Annotated in this window: 18 protein-coding genes, 1 tRNA gene and 1 pseudogene; 11 read left to right on the forward strand and 9 right to left on the reverse strand. The window is 66.2% G+C overall.

All coding sequences use genetic code 11. From position 1 onward, the window contains the following. Window positions 1-1,524 carry an FAD-dependent monooxygenase gene (locus tag QP512_RS12625; protein WP_286068913.1) on the reverse strand — a complete coding sequence of 508 codons (1,524 nt, stop codon included), beginning with the start codon at window positions 1,522-1,524 and terminating at the stop codon, window positions 1-3. 85 nt (window positions 1,525-1,609) lie between these two features. Here QP512_RS12625 and QP512_RS12630 point away from each other — a divergent pair, with 85 nt between their 5' ends. From QP512_RS12630 to QP512_RS12645, 4 genes are all read left to right on the forward strand, one after another. Next, window positions 1,610-2,254, forward strand: coding sequence for a TetR/AcrR family transcriptional regulator (locus tag QP512_RS12630; RefSeq protein WP_286072042.1), 645 nt, complete (start codon window positions 1,610-1,612; stop codon window positions 2,252-2,254). A gap of 73 nt (window positions 2,255-2,327) precedes the next feature. Then, entirely contained in the window at window positions 2,328-4,469 is a 2,142-nt protein-coding gene (locus tag QP512_RS12635) for a TonB-dependent receptor (protein WP_286068916.1), read from the forward strand. A gap of 201 nt (window positions 4,470-4,670) precedes the next feature. Continuing rightward, on the forward strand, window positions 4,671-5,237 hold the full coding sequence (locus QP512_RS12640; RefSeq protein WP_286068917.1) for a UDP-N-acetylglucosamine acyltransferase: 567 nt from the start codon (window positions 4,671-4,673) through the stop codon (window positions 5,235-5,237). Continuing rightward, window positions 5,234-5,704 carry a hypothetical protein gene (locus tag QP512_RS12645; protein WP_286068919.1) on the forward strand — a complete coding sequence of 157 codons (471 nt, stop codon included), beginning with the start codon at window positions 5,234-5,236 and terminating at the stop codon, window positions 5,702-5,704. Before QP512_RS12640 ends, QP512_RS12645 begins: the two co-directional genes overlap by 4 nt. 49 nt (window positions 5,705-5,753) lie before the next feature. Here QP512_RS12645 and QP512_RS12650 read toward each other — a convergent pair. Together QP512_RS12650 and QP512_RS12655 are read right to left on the reverse strand one after the other, a co-directional pair. Then, window positions 5,754-5,906, reverse strand: a pseudogene (locus QP512_RS12650) (XVIPCD domain-containing protein); the annotation flags it as partial. Next, the gene (locus tag QP512_RS12655; RefSeq protein WP_286068920.1) at window positions 5,900-6,247 is read right to left on the reverse strand and encodes a helix-turn-helix domain-containing protein; all 348 of its coding nucleotides are present in this window, start codon (window positions 6,245-6,247) and stop codon (window positions 5,900-5,902) included. The pseudogene QP512_RS12650 and the gene QP512_RS12655, both read right to left, overlap by 7 nt. Window positions 6,248-6,349: 102 nt before the next feature. Between QP512_RS12655 and QP512_RS12660 the strand changes: the two genes are divergently transcribed. Together QP512_RS12660 and QP512_RS12665 are read left to right on the forward strand one after the other, a co-directional pair. Further along, window positions 6,350-7,339, forward strand: coding sequence for an MDR family oxidoreductase (locus QP512_RS12660; protein WP_286068921.1), 990 nt, complete (start codon window positions 6,350-6,352; stop codon window positions 7,337-7,339). 167 nt (window positions 7,340-7,506) lie between these two features. Next, window positions 7,507-10,260 carry a UvrD-helicase domain-containing protein gene (locus tag QP512_RS12665; protein WP_286072043.1) on the forward strand — a complete coding sequence of 918 codons (2,754 nt, stop codon included), beginning with the start codon at window positions 7,507-7,509 and terminating at the stop codon, window positions 10,258-10,260. A 558-nt stretch (window positions 10,261-10,818) separates the two neighbouring features. Here the strand turns inward: QP512_RS12665 and QP512_RS12670 are convergent. After that, window positions 10,819-10,908, reverse strand: a tRNA-Ser gene (locus tag QP512_RS12670). Window positions 10,909-11,032: 124 nt separating this feature from the next. On the opposite strand from QP512_RS12670, the gene QP512_RS12675 reads away from it, so the two are divergent. Next, on the forward strand, window positions 11,033-12,106 hold the full coding sequence (locus QP512_RS12675; protein WP_286068922.1) for a DUF4241 domain-containing protein: 1,074 nt from the start codon (window positions 11,033-11,035) through the stop codon (window positions 12,104-12,106). A 54-nt stretch (window positions 12,107-12,160) separates the two neighbouring features. On the opposite strand, the gene QP512_RS12680 is transcribed toward QP512_RS12675, so the two are convergent. Then, on the reverse strand, window positions 12,161-13,153 hold the full coding sequence (locus tag QP512_RS12680) for a LysR family transcriptional regulator (protein WP_049429058.1): 993 nt from the start codon (window positions 13,151-13,153) through the stop codon (window positions 12,161-12,163). A gap of 127 nt (window positions 13,154-13,280) precedes the next feature. Between QP512_RS12680 and QP512_RS12685 the strand changes: the two genes are divergently transcribed. Both QP512_RS12685 and QP512_RS12690 read left to right on the forward strand, forming a co-directional pair. After that, window positions 13,281-13,868 (forward strand): NAD(P)H-dependent oxidoreductase, encoded by a 588-nt coding sequence (locus QP512_RS12685; RefSeq protein ID WP_286068924.1) that lies wholly within the window; start codon window positions 13,281-13,283, stop codon window positions 13,866-13,868. A 206-nt stretch (window positions 13,869-14,074) separates the two neighbouring features. After that, on the forward strand, window positions 14,075-14,431 hold the full coding sequence (locus QP512_RS12690; RefSeq protein ID WP_286068926.1) for a ligand-binding protein SH3: 357 nt from the start codon (window positions 14,075-14,077) through the stop codon (window positions 14,429-14,431). 42 nt (window positions 14,432-14,473) lie between these two features. Here QP512_RS12690 and serS read toward each other — a convergent pair whose 3' ends face one another. After that, entirely contained in the window at window positions 14,474-15,754 is a 1,281-nt protein-coding gene (gene serS, locus QP512_RS12695) for a serine--tRNA ligase (protein WP_286068927.1), read from the reverse strand. A gap of 113 nt (window positions 15,755-15,867) precedes the next feature. Between serS and QP512_RS12700 the strand changes: the two genes are divergently transcribed. Both QP512_RS12700 and QP512_RS12705 read left to right on the forward strand, forming a co-directional pair. Then, on the forward strand, window positions 15,868-16,506 hold the full coding sequence (locus tag QP512_RS12700; RefSeq protein ID WP_286068928.1) for an energy transducer TonB: 639 nt from the start codon (window positions 15,868-15,870) through the stop codon (window positions 16,504-16,506). Window positions 16,507-16,625: 119 nt separating this feature from the next. Beyond that, window positions 16,626-17,198: an energy transducer TonB gene (locus QP512_RS12705; RefSeq protein ID WP_286068929.1), complete on the forward strand. Its 573-nt coding sequence runs from the start codon at window positions 16,626-16,628 to the stop codon at window positions 17,196-17,198. Window positions 17,199-17,334: 136 nt separating this feature from the next. Here QP512_RS12705 and aroA read toward each other — a convergent pair whose 3' ends face one another. The 3 genes from aroA to serC all read right to left on the reverse strand — a co-directional run bounded on the left by aroA (window position 17,335) and on the right by serC (window position 21,055). Next, a complete protein-coding gene (gene aroA / locus QP512_RS12710; protein WP_286068930.1) occupies window positions 17,335-18,642 on the reverse strand; it encodes a 3-phosphoshikimate 1-carboxyvinyltransferase in 1,308 nt (435 codons plus the stop codon). Between the two features lie 76 nt (window positions 18,643-18,718). Continuing rightward, entirely contained in the window at window positions 18,719-19,924 is a 1,206-nt protein-coding gene (pheA, locus tag QP512_RS12715; protein ID WP_286072044.1) for a prephenate dehydratase, read from the reverse strand. 45 nt (window positions 19,925-19,969) lie between these two features. Further along, window positions 19,970-21,055, reverse strand: a complete 1,086-nt coding sequence (serC, locus tag QP512_RS12720; RefSeq protein WP_286068931.1) for a 3-phosphoserine/phosphohydroxythreonine transaminase — start codon at window positions 21,053-21,055, stop codon at window positions 19,970-19,972. Window positions 21,056-21,213 lie beyond the last annotated feature (158 nt).

Raw genomic sequence — 21,213 nt, forward strand, 5'->3', positions numbered from 1 at the left:
TCACCGCCGCACACCGAACCATCGCTCCAGCGAGGACTCCAGCCCCGATGCGTCGCCGCCCGCATCGCAGGCCCAGGCAACGATACCGTCAGGGCGCACCAGCACGGCGCCCAGTCCCAGGGCGCCGCGCGCCGCGGACATCACGCAGGGAAACGACCGGGACACGTGATCAATGATCGGGCCGAGCGAAACACCGCTATCGAGTCCCAGCAGGAGGCCCTTCCCCGCACGCAGCAGCTCTCCCATGCGACGTCCATCGGCCAGACGGACGTCAGGCACGCTTCGGCCAACCCACGGATGATCGCCATCGAACAGCGCTGGTTGTGCTACGCCCCACAATCGTTCGGCGAGATAGGTGGCGCCGTCGCGGGTCGCGGCCAGATCGGCGACCACCGCCGCCAGCGCGCGCGAGCCGGGGCCCGGACGCATCAGCGCCACCTGGGCGCGCGACCAGTCCAGCACCCTGGCGCCGATCGGATGGCGCTCAGCCTGATAGCTGTCCAGCAGTGAATCAGCGGCCTGGCCTCGCACCACTGCGGCCAATTTCCAACCCAGGTTCATGGCATCGCCGATGCCGAGGTTCAGGCCCTGCCCTCCCAGCGGCGAATGCATGTGCGCGGCGTCTCCGGCCAACAGCACGCGGCCGCTGCGATAGGCCGTTGCCTGGCGCGCGGCATCCGTCCATGTCGTGGCCAGATGCAATGCGGTGATCGTTGCCTCGCGACCTGACACCCGCCGCAGCAGGGCCTGGGCGGTGCGCAGGTCCAGTGGCGTGCGATGACCTGCACCGCCATCGAAATCGGCCAGCGCCAGCGTGCCCGGCGGATTGAAATTGCACATGCCATGTTCGGTGAACTGACGCCCCGGAGTGAGCACCGTCGGGTCCGCCAGCTCCACTTGCAGCGTGTGTCCCGTGAACTCCGGCGGGCTGCCTGCGAACACGAAGCCCGACTGCTTGCGCACCGTGCTTCGGGCGCCATCGCAACCGACCAACCAGCGTCCATGAACCGGTGCACCCGATGTCTCAATGGCCATCCCTGCTTCATCCGGGGATACAGCCAGCACTGCACAGCCACGCACGATGCGGACACCCAGGGCGATCGCACGTTCGGCCAGGACCGCCTCCAGTGACTGCAACGCCACCGCCATCTGGTCAGGTACTGGCGTCGGCAGGCGGCGAGGCCAGCGCCCACTGTCCACGTCCTCCAAGGCGAACGGAATGCCGGCGAAGTGGCCGCCCAACGGCCGTGACTGTGCCAGCCAGTGCGCGGTGCCGGGCGGCGGCGGCCCTTTGTCGGGCCTCAGCACCTGCGTTGCGACCACCGCGTCCAGCAGGCCGCGTCGGTCCAGCGCCTCCAGGGTAGGCGCGTTCAAGCCACGCAGGCCGAACGGCAAGCGCTTCAAGGGCGAATCAGGGGACCCGGCCTGTTCCAGCACAAGCACCGAACATCCGGCCTGGGCCAGTTCGCAGGATAGGAACAGACCCACCGGGCCCGCCCCGGCAATGACAACGTCGTACTGCATGGGGGGGATTCCTCACGAGCGCCGGGCCGGCGCTCTGGCCAGTAGAAGGTTACACTCGGTGTACGTTTCCGCAAGTGAACCCCTCATGATCCAGCCGCCTGGCCGCCGCGAGCAGCGAAAAGCCGAGACCCGCCAAACGATTTCCGACGTTGCCACCGGGCTGATCGTCGCGCGCGGCTTCGAGGCCGTGTCCATGGCCGAGATCGCCGAGGCCGCCGGGGTCTCGCGCAAGACGGTGTTCAACTACTTCGCCAGCAAGGAAGACCTCGTCTTCGACCGTGACGAAGAAGCGCGCGCACTGCTGCGCGAGGGCATGGCGGCGCGGCGCGGAATGACCCCGCTCGCGGCGTTCCAGTCGCTGGTGCGCGAGCTGCTCGATTCCGGCCATCCGTTGTTGCGGATCAATCCTGGCGCCGCCGCGTTCTGGTCCACAGTGGCCGACAGCCCGGTACTGGTCGCGCATGCCCGGCGCCTGCAGGCGCAACTGACCGACGACCTGGCCCAGTGGATGGCGGAGGCGATTGGGCGACCCGCCGGCGACGCGGAAGCGCGTCTGGGCGCTGCCATGCTGGTGGCCTCGATGGTGGCCGCCTACGAAAAGGGCCTGGCCAGCCAGGCACTGGGCAAAGATCCCCGCGAGGCGATGGTGCAGATGATCGTGCGCGGCGCCACCGGAGTGCTGGTCGCCCTGGCTGGCACGCCCTACACAGACCCGGGTGCACATCCATAGCGCATTCGGGGGATAGGTCACGAAGCATTGCAAATGCTACTCTTTCTCATTTGCAATCACCGACACCTCTCCCATGCCTACCGTTCTGTTCCGCCAGCGCGCCCTGCACCTCGCACTGACCTTACCCTTGGCAACCCTCGCCCACGCCGCGGAATCACCCCCTGCAACCGCGACGGCGCTGGACAAGGTCGAGGTCCGCGGCCGGGCACAGACCCTCTACCGGGTGGACGATGCCGCCGTGGGCACGCGCACCGACACTCCACTGGCGCTGGTACCGCAATCGATCCAGGTGGTTCCGCGCGAGCTGATCGACGATCAGGCGGCACGCCAGGTCACCGACCTGTACCGCAGCATCAGTGGCATCAGCTTCTTCAGCTACGCCGGGGTCACCCTGCGCGGCTTCCGTCAGGAAAACGTGCTGTATGACGGCCTGCGTGGCGACCCGTACGCCGGCTTCTCGGTACCACAGCTGTTCAACATCGAACGGGTGGAGGTGCTGAAGGGCCCGGCGGGAGCACTGTATGGCGGCGGAGACGCCGGCGGCGTCATCAACTACGTGACACGCAAGCCGAAGGCCACCGCCGAGCGCCGCATCGAAGTGCAGATGGGCAACGAGGGCTTCCGTGCCGGCTCGGTCGAGGGCACCGGCCCACTGAACGCCACCGGCAGCATCCGCTATCGCGCCGGGCTGTACGGGGATACCGAGCGGGGCCTGCGCTGGAACGCAGACAGCGAAAGCGTGATCGGCGATGCCTCGCTGGCCTTCGACGTGGGCCAGACCGGCGAGCTGGTGCTGCAGTTCACCGACATCACCCAGAACCTGGGCGGCAACCGCCTGCGCGGCGTGCCGGTGGACGATGCCGGCAGCTTCATGACCAACCGCCGCTGGAACCACAACGAGGCCAGCGATTTCCTCGACATGCGCGCCAGGGTGGCGCTGGCGCAGTACCGCTTCGCCCCGCGGGACGATCTGGACGTGGACGTCGCCGCACGCTGGTTCAGCAACAACGAGCACCAGATGTACCACGAGCCGATGGGCCTGATCGACCGCGACCGCGATGGCGTGGCCGAATGGATGACCCGGCAGCTGCGCAACCAGATCCGCGACAATGAGGCGTTCACCGCCAATGCCAATGCGGTGTGGCGGATCGACACCGGCCGCATCGGACACAAGGTGCTGTTCGGTGCCGACGTGTACCAGCTCGACGCCGACTTCACCGCGCAGACGGCAAACAGTGCCGACCTGGCACGCGGGGCGGGCCCGGTGCGCGGCATCGACCTGTTCAACCCGGTGTACGGCGCCAGCACCTGGCACGACTACAACCTGGGCGCCCTGCCCTGGCGCAGCACGTCCACCCGCAGCAAACGCTATGGCGGTTACCTGCAGGATGAGCTGGCGCTGGGCCCGCGCTGGCATGTGCTGGCCGGGCTGCGCTGGGATGGTTTCAAGGATGAGGATCGCATCGCCGGCAGCGGTGTCGATGGCAACGATCTCAGCTGGCGGCTGGGCAGCACGTTTACCGTGCGCGATGGACTGAACGTCTACGCCAACGTGGCCAGCGGCTTCGTGCCGCAGAGTGCGGCAAACCAGAACCCGGCCGCCGGTGGCCCGTTCGATGCCGAGCGCAGCAAGCAGTGGGAGGTCGGGCTGAAATCACTGCTGGCCGAGCGCGTCAGCGTGAACATGGCGGCGTATCGCATCGATCGCAGCAACATCGTGCAGGCCACCGGCGCGGTGATCGGTGGCGTGAACCAGTTGGCCGCGCTGGGGCTGGTACGCAGCACCGGCATGGAATTGGACCTGCTGGCCGACGTCACCGAACGTTGGGTGGTGAACCTGACCTACGCCTACAACGATGCGCGGGTGAAGGACGCGGGCCCGGGCGGCATCACCAATGCCTCCGGCGACCGTTTTGCCAATGCACCACGCAACACGCTGGGCCTGTGGACACGTTACGACCTGCCGGCGATCCATTCGGCCATTGGCTTCGGCGCGGACCACGTCGGCGAACGCGTCAGCCTGGATGGGCAGGCGGTGAAGGCCTATACCGTGTTCGACATGAGCTGGAAGACCACGTGGAAGCAATGGCAGTTCCAGGCCAACGTCAAGAACCTGTTCGACAAGGTGTATGCGGCCAGTGGCTTCATCGCCCGGAACGGGCATTTCCCGGGCGAGCCACGACGGGTCTATCTGCAGGCCGCCTATGCCTTCTGAGTCGTCGCCCCTGCCCGCTGCTACGGGTTGGTCGAGGCATTGAATCGGGCGGCGCTGCATGCGCCCCCGATTCAGGTATGCTTTCGCGCGTTCAGCCACGCCAGCAGGCCACCGGTGGCAACGCATGCGGTGCAGCACGGACGTTGCGGACAAGCACAAGACGCACCATGGATGTTTCAACGTAATCACAGGGGAAAATGGATGAAGAAGTTCCTGTTCGCAGCGATCCTCGCTGCGTCGCTGGTGGGCTGCACCACCAATCCGCCGCTCAATTTCTCGGTGCCGAACGTCGGGGTCAGCAGCAAGAAGATCGACGGTGAACTGAAGTCGCTGACGGTCACGCTGGCACGCCCGGACGAGGCCAAGGGCAAGATTCCGGCGCAGGCCCAGCATGAAGTGCCGCAGATGTGGCAGAACGCGCTGACCGAAGCACTGAACAAGATGGCGGTGTTCCGCGACGATGCGCCGGTGAAGCTGAGCCTGTCGGTGAAGATCCTGGCCATCGACATTCCCAGCTTCGGGGCATCGATGACGACCAAGACGATCGCCCGCTATGAACTGATCGATCGCGCCACCGGTAGCATCGTCTACACCCAGGACGTGAGCGCTTCGGGCGAGGTGCCGTTCAACTATGCCTTTGCCGGTGTCATCCGCGCCCGCGAATCGATCAGCCGCTCGGCGCAGAACAACATCGCCCAGTTCCTGCAGGCGCTGGAGACCGTGGACATCACCCGGCCGATGTTCCCGAACAAGCAGGAAGCGCCGTGAAGGGCGTGCTGCTGACCGCTTCGGTGGCGGCAATGCTGATGGCCTGCGCACCCAACGTGCGCACGGACAGTTACTCCATCGGTTCAGTGGGACAGGTCAACCGTACGGTCAGCGGCACGGTCATCAGCGTTCGCGCGGTCAGTATCGACGGCTCGCAGGGAGGCGGTGCCGTTGCCGGCGCCGCCGCTGGCGGCGTGGCCGGCTCGACCATCGGTGGCAGCGACCAGGCTGCCGCCATCGGTGCCATCGGCGGCCTGGTGGTGGGCGCGATCGCCGGTGCAGCTTCCGAACGCGCACTTTCCCAGGCCAAGGGCCTCGAGTACGTGGTGCAGACGGAGAACGGCAACCTGATGACCGTCGTGCAGGGCCCCGATCCGGTGTTCAGCACCGGCATGCGGGTCCTGGTGCTGTATGGATCACCCTCGCGGATCATCGCCGATCCGCGTCAACCGAAAGCAGCTCCGTAGAACCCGTGATGCCCCTCCTGCGAGGGGCATCGCTCTATCCGCTACTGTCGGCCACGATCTGCTGCAGCGACTGAGCGACCGGGGTCTGCACCGCCACGTCGGTGGGCATCGAACCGCGCACGTGAGCGGGATCATTCATCGCGCCCGCCACCACGGGCACGTTGTGGCCGGCCGGGTGATCGGCGGTCCCGTCGCTCAGCAACCGCTGTCCGTGCTTCCATGGCCGCGATAGGTTTCACCCCACTCGCGCATGGCCAGCAGCACCGGCACCAGCGTGCGGCCGAATTCGGAAAGCTCGTACTCCACCTTGGGCGGCACCTCCGGATAGACATGGCGGATCACCACCCCGTCCGCCTCCAGTTCCCGCAGCTGGCTGGTGAGCATGGACTGGGTGGCGTTGGGCACCCGCCGCGTCAGTTCCATGAAACGTCGCTTGCGGCTCATCAGGTGAAAAAGAATGATCGGCTTCCACACACCGCCGATCACTGACAGCGTGACCTCCACCGCGCAACCGCTCTTGCCGTCCCAACGCCTGCTACGCATGCATACTCCGGAAAACCATAGTACCTACGGAAAATCATCGTTCTTGTTGCGATAGTGGTGCGAGCCTAGCATGGGGCCATCCACTGAACGTGAGGCCCCAACATGAGTTTCAAGGCGCTGCTGACCCGCAAGAGCGAGAACCGCGTTTCCACGGAGCTGGTCGATTTCGAAGAGGCCGACCTGATGGAGGGCGACGTGCTCGTGCAGGTCGAGTACTCCACGCTCAACTACAAGGATGCGCTTGCGCTCACCGGCAAGAGTCCGATCATCCGGACATTCCCGCTCATCCCCGGAATCGATCTGGCAGGCGTGGTGCTGGAATCCAGCAGGGCCGCTTTCAAGCCAGGCGACCGCGTCGTGCTCAATGGCTGGGACCTGAGCATGAGCCACCACGGCGGCCTCGCCCAACGCGCCCGTGTACGCGGCGAATGGCTCAACCGGATTCCCGGCAGCCTGAGCACCCGCGACGCCATGGCCATCGGCACCGCGGGCTACACCGCCATGCTATGCGTGCTGGCCCTGGAACATGCCGGCGTGACGCCCGACAAAGGCGATGTGTTGGTGACCGGCGCCAACGGTGGCGTCGGCTCGATCGCGGTGGCAATCCTCTCGAAGCTGGGTTACCGCGTGGTGGCCGCTACCGGGCGCCCGGAGCATGCTGAGTATCTGCACAACCTGGGTGCGAGCGAAATCATCGACCGCGCGCAGCTTTCGGAACCGCGCAGCCGGCCCGTGAGCCCCGAACGCTGGGCCGGCGTGGTGGATGTGGCCGGCGGCCCTACCCTGGTCAACGCCATCGCCGAGACAAAGTATCGCGGTGCCGTGGCCGCGTGCGGCCTGGCGCAGAGCGACGCTCTGTACGGCTCGGTATTGCCCTTCATCCTGCGCAACGTGACCCTGGCCGGCGTGGATTCGGTGAATGCTCCACAAGAGGTTCGCCAGCGCGCTTGGGATCGGCTTGCGTCCGACCTGGATCCGCAAAAGCTGGAAAGCACCGTGCAGCAGATCGGCCTCGCTGAGGTGCTGGATGTCTATGAGCAGATCATCCCCGGCAAGGTGCGCGGCCGCATCGTCGTGGATGTGAACGCGTAAGCGGATCATCCGGATCAACGGCCGTTGATGCAGCTCCCATGCTGTGGCGAATGGTGAACATGCCGTGCCCGCAGGCAAGGCCGCACGCATCGTCAGGGGCTCTTATCATGTGGGGCTGGGGGCGCTGTACGCCCCATTGACGCTTGCAGGGCAGTATCTGGATGTCTATGGAATGGCGCCCCTCGCGCTGGGGCCGACGTGTGACCCGCTCGCCTGATTGGCGACTGCGGCTTGATGGCGAACACGTCGAGCTGGTGGTTTCCGGCCAGCAGCATCGGCGGCGCATGGCGGATGATCCACAGGTACAGATCATTCCAGGGGTCTTCTGGTCACGGATCGCGCTGCAGCTCGGCAATACCGACGGGCTGTGCGTGGACGGGCTGCCCAACGGACAAGCATCGCGGCTTGCCGCAGCCCTGCAACAGGTACGCCTTGCCCACACCGGGCGTGGGCGCAAGGCCTTGTTTGACGAAGTACTGCAGCAGATCCAGTCCTGGTTGTGCGCAGCAGATGACCTCATCGACCGGGGCACTACGGGCCGCCGCTGGATCACCCACGAGCAGCAGCAGGCGCTGCTGGCCGAGCGCGCCGCCCTGCCCCTGCCGCCATCGGAGCTGGAGCGGCTGTTCCTCGATGAGGACGTGCGTGAAGATCTGCACGGGCACAGCCATCGTGCGGCGCTGGACGCGCTGCGCGACTGGAATCTGGACTGGCCCGCTGCCTGGGCCGCCGCCAATGAAGCGATGACCCTGCGGGAACTGGCGTTGGCCAGGAGTTTCCTGGATCGGGTCGAGAGCAAACCACTGACCGAGGAACAGGCCCGCGCGGTCATCTGCTTCGACAACCGGGTTCAGGTGGTGGCCGCAGCCGGTTCGGGCAAGACCTCCACCCTGGTCGCCAAGGCCGCTTATGCCATTGATCGGGGCTTTGTCGAACCCGAGCGCATCGTGATGCTCGCCTTCAACAAGGATGCCGCCAAGGAACTGGAGGCGCGTGCGCAGCAGTCATTCGAGCGACTTGGAATTGCCGGTGCCGCTGTGGAAGCGCAGACCTTCCACGCGCTGGGCCTGGCCATCATCGCCAAGGCCACGGGGCGCAAGCCCGCTATCCCGGAATGGGCCACTGACGCCACGCAGGGGTTCAACAAGCTGGTCGAACTGGTCGACGATCTGAAGGACCGCTCGACCCACTTCCGCACCCAATGGGACATGTTCCGCCTCGTGTTCGGTCGCGACCTCCCATCCTTCGGCACGGAAATGGAGGCTGACGGCTACGACCGCGATGGCAGGCCCTACATCCGCACACTGCAGGGCGAGCGGGTAAAGAGCCTGGAAGAGTGCGTGATCGCCAACTGGCTGTTCTACAACGGCGTGGCGTATGACTACGAGCGGCGCTACGAGTTCGATACCGCGACGGATACCCATCGCCAGTATCGCCCGGACTTCTACTATCCGGACGCCCGGCTCTGTCACGAGCACTTTGCGCTGGATGCCGATGGCCAGCCGCCGAAGCACTTTCCCAACTACAACGAAGGGATGCACTGGAAGCGGCCGCAGCATGCGGCACGCGGCACCGCAGTGGTCGAAACGACGTCGTTCGGCCTGCGCAGTGGACAGGCCCTGCAGGATCTGGCCGAGCGGCTGGGTGCGTCTGGTGTCGAACTCGACCCGAACCCGGATCGCGAGCTGCCTGACCAGAGCGCCAAGCCGATGCCCGACACGGATCTGATTGGCTTGATGCGAACCTTCATTGCCCATGCCAAGAGCAACTGCCTGACGCTGGACGATATGGCCGAGCGCCTGCGACAGATGCCCGAAGACCAGTTCAAGGAACGGCACCGGCGCTTCCTGGAAATCGCCAGCCCTGTTTTCCAGGCCTGGGACAACGCACTGGCTGACGAGCACGGCATCGATTTCGAAGACATGCTCAACATGGCGGCCGGACTGCTGGAACAGGGCCGCTATGAATCACCCTATGAACTGGTGATGGCAGACGAGTTCCAGGACGCATCGCGCGCCCGCGCACGCCTCTGCCGCGCGCTGGTCAGCCGTCCCGGTCGCTACCTGTTCGCGGTGGGCGATGACTGGCAGTCGATCAACCGCTTCGCCGGTGCAGACGTTTCAGTGATGACCGGTTTCCGGCAATGGATGGGGCATGGTCAGGTACTGAAACTGGAGCAGACATTCCGCTGCCCGCAGGCACTCTGCGACGTGTCCGGCCGCTTCATCAGCCGCAATCCGGCGCAGATCGTCAAGGCGGTTCATTCTGCGACGCCGGCGGTGGGCCCGGTGCTGCAGGCGTTCCAGCTGGCCCGCCGTGAGGAAGTGCAGGATGGCATCCGCCAGTATCTTGCCAAGCTGCATCAGCAGTTGTTGTCCGGCGCGGTGCCGCAAGGCCACAACGGACGCGTGACGGTGTTCGTCCTGGGCCGCTACCGCGCCGATCACAGCGCGGTGCCCTCGGATTGGAAGACCGCATTCGGCCGCACGATGAACGTGGAGTTCCTCACGGCGCACCGGTCGAAGGGACGCGAGGCGGATTACGTGATCCTGCCGGGAATGGTCCACCGCGGCTTCCCGAGCCTGCGTGCGGATGATCCTGTGCTTTCCTTGGCGATGCCGGATGGGGATGCCTACCCATTGAGCGAAGAGCGGCGCCTGTTCTATGTCGCGCTCACGCGCGCGCGACGGTCGGTTGCAATGTTCACCCTGCAGGGGAAACGTTCGCCGTTCCTCGATGAACTGGTGGCGGAAGGGGCCGTGGAGGTGACCGCGATCTCAGGGGCGGTCATCCACGAAGAACGCTGCCCGGTGTGCAAGGTGGGCGTGTTCGTGGACAGGACCGGTCCGCATGGGGCGTTCAGATCGTGCTCCAGCTATCCGTTGTGCCATAACAAGCCGAAGGGTGGGCGGCGGGGATGAATGTATCCCGCTCCATCCACGCACGCCTGCCCACAACAGGATGTCGCCTCTACGCCATGGCGTTCCCGGAAAAGAAGAAGCCCCGGCTGGGCCGAGGCTTTGGTCTGGATACCAGCAGGCATCACAAGGACCCTGCAAGCGCCCCGGTGTCCTGTTACGGGATGATGCAGCCGTTGGTGCGCAGGCATTGCATGTAGTTCCGGAAACAGATGCTCGCATCTGTACCTGACGTCTCACATGCCACGTACTGAACCTCGCAGTAGGAGCACGGCCCGGGTGATTTCGCGGTCGCGCTGCTGATTCCAAAGGTCAACGCACAGGCCGCAACCGCAACAGCAAGCTTGAATCCAATCTTCATGCCATGACTCCGTTGGTCGCCCTCCTTGGGCGTCCGAAGCCTAGCGCGGGCATCCGGCACATTCAAATTGACCGGCACCTACCTCAAGGTTTGTTTACCAGAAGCGCTTACCGGCATCGAACCCTGCGGGGCTTCTTTCGCTCGATGTTCTCCGCGAGCCACATAAAAAAGCCGCCCAGTGGGCGGCTTCTTCATCTATCTGGCGGAGAGAGTGGGATTCGAACCCACGGAAGGTTTAACCCTTCGCCGGTTTTCAAGACCGGTGCCTTAAACCGCTCGGCCATCTCTCCAATCGGGTCCCGGTCGCCCGGGCAGGGGCGTATTCTCGCACGTGAAGGCCATTTGCCCAAGACCACCCTTGCCCCCGTCCCTCGCATCCGGCACGGTGGGGGCTCGACTGCATCCGGAGCCCCCATGGCCCACCTCGACCTGGCCAACCTGCGCACCACCCTGCTGGACGACACCCAGCTGGCCGCAGTGGCCCTGCACCGCACCTTCGCCGGCCACCTGCCGGTCAGCAGCGGGCATCTGGTGGTCTGCGATCCGCTGGTCCAGGCCGAGGCACCGGCGCTGGCCGACTACACCGCCCCGCTAGGCAGCCATCCAGTGGAGATCATCGTGCACAGCGGACGCCCGGCGCTGGCCGTGGTCTGGTTCAAGCCGCGCCAGGCACTCACCGCGTCCGCACTGCACTGGCAGATGGCGCGCTGGACCACGCAGGACCTGACCGGCCTGGATGAGGACAGCTTCATCGGCTATCCGGTCGACGCCGGCATCGGCTGTTTCATGGACACCGATACCCAGCAGGCACTGCTGGCCCTGATCGAACAGGCCGATGGTGACGAAGACAATGCGTGGCCGGATGCCCTGATCGACCACGACGGCCTCGACGAAGGCGCCGAGTACGACCCTTGGGGCGAGGACTCGCCGCACGCCCTGGTCGTATTCACCAGCGGCTGGGGCGACGGTGTGTATCCGAGCTACTGGGCGCTGGATACCTCCGGCATTCCGGTAGCACTGGTCACCGATTTCCTGTGCATCCAGGGCGGTGACGGGCGCGACGAGCGCGAGATCGCCGATCAGGCCTATCGCGACAACCGTCCACCGGAAGAAGCCGAAGCGCTGGCACGGCTGGTGGCCGCCGTGGACCGGGACGACACCGATGCGCTGCGCGACCTGCTGAAGGGTGCGCCGCAGCGCGCCAACCAGATCGAACCTGGATGCGGGGGCACCGCCGTGTTCGAGGCGATCCGGCTGGACCGCCCCGGGGCGTTGCGGGTGCTGCTGCAGGGCGGCGCACTGCCGGCGATGCCCGAGCGCCTGCACATGAGCAACGTAACCAGCTATCTGGACTATGCGCGCTTTCTGAAGAAGCCGCGCAGCGCGGCGCTGATGGCGGTGCTGGAGGCACCGGTCATTGCTACCCAGCCAGCGCCGCAGGCAGCCCCGCGACGCAGCTTCTGGGACAGATTGTTCGGGCGGAAGTGATCGCCGCCGGATACAGCAACGCCGGGCATGGCCCGGCGCTACCGTTGATGTCCCTCAGCCGGCGTCCACCGCCAACGCGCCCAGCGCACTGGCCTTGATGCGCTCTTTGGCCTTCTCGCAGGCTCCATCGCAATGCAGGCGCGAGGCCTCCAGCTGCGGCGGCAGGTGCTCGGCCAGGAAATCGATGAACACGCGCACCGCCGGCAACAGGCCACGGCGCGAGGCGAACACGGCATGGCACACGCCCTGCGGCAGCGACCAGTCCGGCAGCACCACTTCCAGCTCGCCATTGCGTACGGCATCGGCGCACACGGTTTCCGGCAGCATGGTGATGCCGAAACCGTCCTTGACCATGCTCTGCAGCAGCGGGAAGTCGAAGCCGGCCACACGCGGCTGCAGGTCGACGCGGCGCACTTCGCCTTCCGGCCCGTGCAGCTCCCAGCGCTGGCGCGCTTCGTCTTCGCTGATGCTGAGGGTGACGTGCTGGGTCAGCTCTTCCGGATCCTTGGGACGGCCGGCCCGGTCCAGGTACTTCGGGCTCGCCACCAGCAGTTCCTGCACCTGGCCGAAGCTGCGCATCACCAGGCTGCCGTCGTCGTCCAGGCGCGAACGCACGCGCAGGGCAACGTCGTAGCCTTCATTGATGATGTCTACGCGGCGGTTGCTGATGTTCAGCTGCAGCCGCACCTTAGGGTACTGCTCGAGGAACTTGGGCAGCAGCTTGGGCAGCTGCATCTGCGCCAGCGAGACCGGCACACTGGCACGCACCACGCCGCGCGGTTCCGCACTGAGGCGGTCCACCACTTCGCGTGCAGCCTGTGCCTCGGCCAGCATCGTCTGCGCGTGGCGGTGCACGCTGGTGCCGACGTCGGTGACCGCGAAACGGCGCGTGGAGCGCTGCAGCAGGCGCACGCCCAGGTCGGTCTCCAGCTGGCTGATACGGCGGCTCAGGCGCGACTTGGGAATGCCCAGCGCACGCTCGGCAGCGGCAAATCCGCCGTGGTCGACCACCATCGCGAAGTAGTACAGATCATTCAGGTCATGCATGCCCGAGTTCCATATCTAGAACAATACGTGGCATTCAAACACCTTTATCCCGCCTTTGCAACAACCTATCGTTCTCTCCGTCGGCGGGGGCTACCCGCCCCTCCCTCCCAGAACATAGGTGACTGCCATGAAGCTTCTGCATCTCGACGCCAGCGTGCTTGGCGAGAACTCCGTCTCCCGCCACCTGACAGCCGCCGTGGTGGCCCGGTTCAAGCAGCAGATCGAAGGCCTGCAGGTCGATTATCGCGATCTTGACGCCAATCCGGTACCGCATCTGCGCAGCAGCTCGCTGGCCAAGGCGGATGCGGCGGAGACCGCCGATGCTGAACAGGTGCTCGAGCAGTTCCTTGCCGCGGACATCGTGGTGATCGGCGCGCCGATGTACAACTTCAGCGTTCCGTCCACGCTGAAGGCCTGGATCGACCGCGTCGCCGTGGCCGGTCGCACCTTCAAGTACACCGAGAACGGCCCGGTCGGCCTGGCCGGCGGCAAGCGGGTGATCGTGGTCAGCAGCCGCGGTGGCATCTACACCGATTCGCCGGCTGACTTCCAGGAGCCCTTCCTGCGCCAGACGTTCGCGTTCTGGGGCATCAACGACATCGAGTTCGTGCGTGCCGAAGGCATCGCCTACTCGCCGCAGCATCGTGAAGACGCCATTGCCGGCGCGCTGGCGGCACTGCCGTCGCACGAAGCGGCAGACGCCGTCGCGGCATAAGCGTTCCAGCGTTCGGCGCCGCTCTCTCCTCGTCAAGGCGCTGAACGCGGGCCGGGATCCCCTCCCCCATCCCGGCCCATCCTGGCGGCCCCGCTCTGCGGGGCTGTTTTTTTGTGGACCGATTCCCGCCCGCCGGCCATGGCCCGGTGCTACCGGATCGGGAGGGCAGCGCCGGGTCATGCCCGGCGGAAACGGTACAGTGGGTCATGAACTACATCGTGACGACTGCGCACCGCAGCGAATTTCCGCACCCGATCACCCTGCGTCGTGGCCAGGCGCTGGTGGTGGGCGAACGCTATGAAGGCCCGGAGGGCTGGGAGGACTGGTTCCTGTGCGAGGCCGAGGGGCAGCAGCCCGGATTCGTGCCGGCACCGGTGATCGGTCGCGATGCGCAGGGTGACGCGTTTGCCACGGAGGATTACTGCGCGCGGGAACTGGATGTGGACCCGGGGCAGAGGCTGCGTGGGCTGCGCACGCTCAATGGTTGGGCGTGGTGCGTGCCGGAGACCGGCGAACCGGGATGGGTACCCCTGGAGAAGCTGCGAGCAGCAGAAACCCAGTAGCGCCCGAGCCTATGCTCGGGCGGCGGCGCAACGCGCCGGCTGTCAGGCGATGGTTTCCAGCCCACCCATGTACGGGCGCAGCGCTTCCGGCACGGTGATGCTGCCGTCCGCGTTCTGGTAGTTCTCCATCACCGCGATCATCGCGCGACCGACCGCCACGCCCGAGCCGTTCAGGGTGTGCACCAGCTCCGGCTTGCCGGTGGCCGGGTTGCGCCAGCGCGCCTGCATGCGGCGGGCCTGGAAATCACCACAGTTCGAGCACGAGGAGATCTCACGATAGGTCTCCTGCGACGGCAGCCAGACTTCCAGATCGTAGGTCTTGATGGCCGAGAAGCCCATGTCGCCGGTGCACAGCATCACCTTGCGGTACGGCAGGCCCAGCTTTTCCAGCACCACTTCGGCACAGCGGGTCATGCGCTGGTGCTCGGCATCGCTGTCTTCCGGGCGGCTGATCGACACCAGCTCGACCTTCTCGAACTGGTGCTGGCGGATCATGCCGCGCACGTCGCGGCCGCCGCTGCCGGCCTCGGCGCGGAAGCACATCGAGTGGGCAGTCATGCGCAGCGGCAGGCGCTCGGCGTCGACGATCTCGTCGCGCACGATGTTGGTCAGCGGCACTTCCGAGGTCGGGATCAGGTAACGCGTGGAGTCGCCCACGGCGGTCTTGAACAGGTCGTCCTCGAACTTCGGCAGCTGGCTGGTGCCGCGCAGCGAATCGGCGTTGACCAGCAGCGGCACGTTGGTTTCCTCGTAGCCGTGCTCGCCGGTGTGCAGGTCCACCATGAACTGGGCCAGCGCACGGTGCAGGCGCGCGATCGGGCCGCGCAGCACGGTGAAGCGCGAGCCGGACAGCTTGGCCGCGGTCTCGCCGTCCAGCCAGCCGTTGCGGGCGCCCAGTTCGACGTGGTCGAGCACCTTGAAATCGAACTGGCGCGGAGTACCCCAGCGCGCCTGCTCGACGTTGTCGTTCTCGTCGGCACCGGCGGGCACGTCATCGGCCGGCAGGTTCGGAATGCCCATCGAGATCGCTTCGATCTTCTCGCGCAGTTCGTCCAGCGCCACTTCCGAAGCCTTCAGCTCGTCGGCGAAGGCAGCGACCTCGGCCATGATGGCCGAAACGTCCTCGCCCTTGGCCTTGGCCTGGCCGATGGCCTTGGAACGGCTGTTGCGCAGGCTCTGCAGCTCCTGGGTCCGCACCTGGATGCGCTTGCGATCAGCCTCCAGGGACTCCAGGGCAGACACGTCGAGCTCGAAGCCGCGGCTGGTGCGCAGGCGTTCGGCGAGGTCGGCGGGCTGGTGGCGGAGCAGGGCTGGATCAAGCATGGCAGGCGTCGTGGTGGGTATCAGGGATGGGATTATCGCTTGTTATACGGATTTCTGCCGCCCGGTTCATTCCCGCCGTGGCAGAATCGAACCATTCCGTACTGGTCCGGTCCATGTCTGCACCCCGCTCGTCGTCCGCCAAGTCGTTCACTGTGCATATCCCGCGCAACGCCCTGAAGATCGCCGGTATCGCCTTCGGGGTGGGCGTGCTGCTGTTCGTGCTGGTCTGGCTGACCGGTCGCGACAAGGAATTCTTCCGCGCCGATCCTGCCGCGCAGACGCCGCAGGAAACCGCCCAGATCGAGCCCCTTCCGGAACCATTGGCCGCTGCGGCCGGTTCCAGCGACATGCCCGATGCAAAGCCAGCGCCGGTCGAGGACGAAGCGCCGAAGCTGGTCGAAACCGCCCCGCCGCCGCCCGCCCCCATCGCCGAGCCGGCCCCGGCCCCCCCGGGCGCTGCGCCGGCCACGACCGGCAACAGCCAGCCGATGCCGATCGCCGGCCAGTCGCCACCGCCGTCGTACCCCGCCGCCGCCCTACGCGCCGGCGAAACCGGCACCGTGGTGGTACGCGTGGACGTGGACGCTACCGGCTATCCCAACAACGCCAAGGTGATCCAGCGCAGCGGTTCACGCGAGCTCGACCGTGCCGCCACCGATGCCGTGCGCCGTTGGCGCTTCACCCCGGCTCAGAACAATGGCCAGGCCGTCCCCGGCAGCATTGAAGTGCCGTTCGACTTCAAGACCCAGTAACTGAACGCTTCCCGGCAGGCAAACTGAACCCGGCCGGTGGCGTTGACACAACGCTGACACTTCTCGTCCGTGGCTCGCGCAACACTTCCCACGTCGTCCATTGACGGAAGGAGTTAGCGATGGCTGCCACCACCCACGAAGACCTTCATTCGCCGCAGCTGCAGCAGGGTTCCAGCCTGCAGCACAAACCCACGTCACCCTGGATGTGGATCGCGCTGATCGTGGCGATGTTTGCTGCCGCCCTGCTCTGGCTGCGTCATTCAAACCAGGAAGACGTGGCACCGGCCCCTGTCGGCGAACGCATGTTGCCAGCCCCCGAGCAGGCCGTGGTGAAAGATGCAGCAGCCCCTGGAGCGCGCCAGACAGCCCCGGCGACTGTTTCGCGGAAGGCCGCACCGGTTGTGCGCAATCGCGAGGCCCGCCCGCTGGCCAGCAATCGCATGCCCACCTATCCCGCCGCCGCCCTGCGGAGTGGCGTGCAGGGCAGCGTGATCGCCAGCCTGAATGTAGATACCCAGGGCAATGTCGCCAATGCTGCGATCGTTTCGCGCAGCGGCGAGCGCAGTCGTGATCTGGATCGCGCGGTGCTGAACACCGTGCAGAACTGGAAGTTCCAGCCGGCGATGCACGAGGGCCGTGCCGTCGCCAGCGTGGTGCGGGTCCCGGTGGATTTCCGTACCGAGCAGCGTTGATCGCGGACGAGGGGTTCGTGATGTTTAGACGGAGGCTTCGGCCTCCGTCCTTTTATGCGGAAAAGCGCGCCAACCAGGGTTGGCACCTGCCGTGCAATGCGATCCGCCGGGCGTGGCCCGGCGGTTGCGGTGCCGGTCAGGTCAGGTTGAACCCGGCGCTACGCGCCAGGCCGTCGAAGTCCGGGAACGATGTGGCGACGTTGGCGATATCGTTGATGCGCACTTCGCCGTCACTGATCTGGCCGGCGATGGCGAACGCCATTGCGATGCGGTGGTCACCGTGGCTTTCGATGGTGCCGCTGCCCAGGCGCACGCCGCCGTGCAGGGTGGCGCCGTCTTCAGTTTCATCCACCTGCATGCCCAGCGCGCGCAGGCCGGTGGCCATCGCAGCAAGGCGGTCGGATTCCTTCACCCGCAGTTCGGCGGCGCCGCTGACCACGGTCTGGCCTTCTGCGGCGGCGGCGGCCACGAACAGCGCCGGGAACTCATCGATCATGTCCGGCACCAGGGCTTCCGGAATGCGCACGCCCTTCAGAGGGGCGTAGCGCACCACCAGATCCGCCACCGGCTCACCGCCCTGCTCGGCCGGGTTCTCCTCGGTGATGTCCGCGCCCATCAGGCGCAGCGCGTGCAGCAGGCCAGTGCGGCGCGGGTTCAGGCCGACCTGCTTCAGGCGCAGCTCGGAACCGGGAATGATGCTGGCCGCCACCAGATAGAACGCGGCAGACGAGAAGTCGGCCGGCACCACGATATCCGTGGCGCGCAGGCGCTGGCCGCCACGCAGGCGGGCCTTGCCCGGCGAGAATTCGATGTCCACGCCGAACGCAGACAACATGCGCTCGGTGTAGTCGCGGGTCGGGTGCGGTTCCAGCACGCTGGTTTCGCCCTGTGCGTACAGGCCCGCCAGCAGCACTGCGGACTTGATCTGTGCGCTGGCCACCGGCGAGGCGAAATCGATGCCGTGCAGCGACTGGCCGCCATGCACGTGCAGCGGCGGCGTGCCGTCGTCCTGGGTGTCGATCTTCGCCCCCATCTGCGCCAGCGGGCCGGTGACGCGGCGCATCGGGCGGCCCGACAACGACTCGTCGCCGATCAGCGTGCAGTCGAATGCCTGGCCTGCAAGCAGGCCGGCGAGCAGGCGCATGCCGGTACCGGCGTTGCCGCAATCCAGCGGTGCGCTGGGTGCCCGCAGGCCGTCGATGCCGACGCCATGCACGATGCGCTGCGACGGGCTGGGCGTTTCGATGCGGACGCCGAGCTGGCTGAAGATGCGCGCGGTGGCGCGGGTGTCTTCGCCTTCCAGGAAGCCTTCGATATGCGAGGTGCCATCGGCCAGCGCGGCGAACATCACCGAGCGGTGCGAGACCGACTTGTCGCCGGGAATGGTCAGGCTGCCCTGCAGCGGCTGGCCCTTGCGGGCAATCCAGTGTTGCGCGTTGCTCATCGTTCGATCATTCCGTAAACACCGGCAACGCCGGCGATGCATCAGGGAGCGGCGGCTGTTGCCGCCGAAGCAGCAGTCAGGGCACGGCCACCGGGTAGGAGCCGAGCACCTTGATCTGCGCAGAGTGCGCTTCCAGTTCGGCCAGGGCAGCCTGCATCGGCGCGTCGTCGATGTGGCCAGCCAGGTCGATGAAGAAGCCGTATTCCCACTTGCCGTGGTGCGACGGGCGCGACTCGATGCGGTTCATGCTGATGCCGTGGCGGGCGAACGGGCTGAGCACGTCGAACAGCGCACCGGGCTTGTCATGGATGAACACCAGCACCGAGGTGCGGTCATGGCCCGAGGTCGGGAAGATGTTGCGGCCCACCACCAGGAAACGGGTGGTGTTGTCGGCATCATTCTGGATCGGCTTGGTAACGACCTTCTTCAGGCCGTACACATGGCCGGCGCTCTCGCCACCGATGGCCGCCGCGTCGTCGGCATTGCGGGCACGGCGCGCGCCTTCGGCGTTGCTCGACACCGGAATCTTCTCGGCCTTCGGCAGGTTGGCACGCAGCCATGCCGAGGTCTGCATGAACGACTGCGGGTGCGCATAGATGCGCTCGATATCCTCGATGCGGCCGCTGCGCGACATCAGGTATTGCTGCACGCGCAGTTCCACTTCACCGCAGATCTTCAGGTTGGAGGTCAGGAACATGTCCAGGGTGATCTGGATGGTCCCCTGCCCGGAATTCTCCACCGGCACCACGCCGAAATCGGCATTGCCCGCTTCCACTTCCTGGAACACTTCCTCGATGCTGGCCATCGGCAGGCCCAGTGCCGAGCGGCCGAAGTGCTTGAGCACGGCCTGCTGGCTGAAGGTGCCTTCCGGGCCGAGGTAACCGATCTTCAGCGGCTCCTGCTGGGCCAGGCAGGCCGACATGATCTCGCGGTAGACGTGCACCAGCAGCTCGTCGCTGAGCGGGCCCTCATTGCGATCGACCACCATGCGCAGCACCTGTGCTTCGCGCTCGGGGCGGTAGTAGTCGACAGCAGCGGCCAGCTTGCCCTTGGCCTTGCCGACCTGGTGTGCGAAACGCGCGCGCTCGGCGATCAGGTTCTGGATGTCACGGTCGATCTGGTCGATCTTCGAGCGCACATCGGCCAGCGCCAGCGGCGCCAGGGTGGGCGCCGGGTTCGACGCGGCCTTGGCCTTGCCCTTCGCCTTGGTGGGCGCGCTGTCCCTGGCCGGTTCGGCCTTCTTCGGCGCCTTCTTGCTGGATTTGCTGCTTGCCATCGGAATTCCCTGTTGCGGGGCACGCACCCGACGGTGCGCGCCGTTCATTGCTCAACCGTGACGCTGCTGGAAATCGGCCATGAAGGCGACCAGCGCCTCGGCCCCGGCCAGCGGCATGGCGTTGTACAGCGAGGCCCGGATGCCCCCGACCACCTTGTGGCCCTTCAGCGCGAGCAGGCCTGCGGCCTTGGCTTCGGCAACGAAGCGCGCGTCAAGTTCGGCATCGGGCAGGAAGAACGGGATGTTCATCCGCGAACGGGCCGCATGTGCGACCTCATTGCGGTAGAAGCCGCCGGAGCCGTCGATGGCGCCGTACACCAGTGCGGCCTTGGCGGCGTTGCGCTTGGCGAACTCGGTCACGCCGCCTTCGGCCAGCATCCACTTGAACACCAGGCCGGCCAGGTACCAGTTCCAGGTCGGCGGGGTGTTGAGCATTGAATCGCGGGCGACGTGCGAGCGGTAATCGAAGATGTCCGCGCGCGGCTGGGCACTGCGCTCGAGCAGGTCGCGGCGGATGATCATCACCGCGATGCCGACCGGGCCGAGGTTCTTCTGCGCGCCGGCATAGATCACGCCGTAGCGGCGCACGTCCAGCGGCTCGCTGGCGATGGACGAGCTGAAATCGGCAATCAGCGGGACGTTGCCGGTGTCGGGCACATCACGGAACTCGACGCCGTGGATGGTCTCGTTGGCGGTGATGTGCACGTAAGCCGCATCGGCCGAAAGCTGCCAGTCCAAGCGCGGCGGCAGCGTGCGGTAGCCATCGGCCTCGCTGCTGGCGGCGATGTTGACGTCCACGTAGACCCCGGCCTGCTTGACCGCGGTCTTGCCCCAGTGGCCACTGACCACGTAGTCGGCACGTTGGCCGGGGGCAGCGAAGTTGAGCGGGATCAACGCCTGCTGGGTGGTCGCACCACCGGACAGGAACAGCACCGCATAGTCGTCGGGGATGTCGAGCAGGCGCCGCAGATCGGCTTCCGCCTCGGCAGCCACAGACATGAATTCCGCGCCGCGATGGCTCATTTCCACAATGGAGGCACCGGAACCGTGCCAGTCCAGCATTTCCGCCTGCGCCTGGCGCAGGACCGATTCCGGCAAGGTTGCAGGGCCGGCACTGAAGTTGAACGCGCGCGTCATGTCACACCTGTGGGGCAAGAGCCCTAGTATGCCGCAGTGCACCAGCCTTGCGGCCTTGTGGCGCAAGGGAAATTTGGTTTCATTGGAATCCATTGGCCCGCAGCATCGCACTGGTAGCCGCCGACCTTGGTCGCCGTCAGGCGTCATGCCAAGCGGAG

This window comes from Stenotrophomonas sp. 57, from assembly GCF_030291075.1.
In the GTDB taxonomy this organism is placed as follows: domain Bacteria; phylum Pseudomonadota; class Gammaproteobacteria; order Xanthomonadales; family Xanthomonadaceae; genus Stenotrophomonas.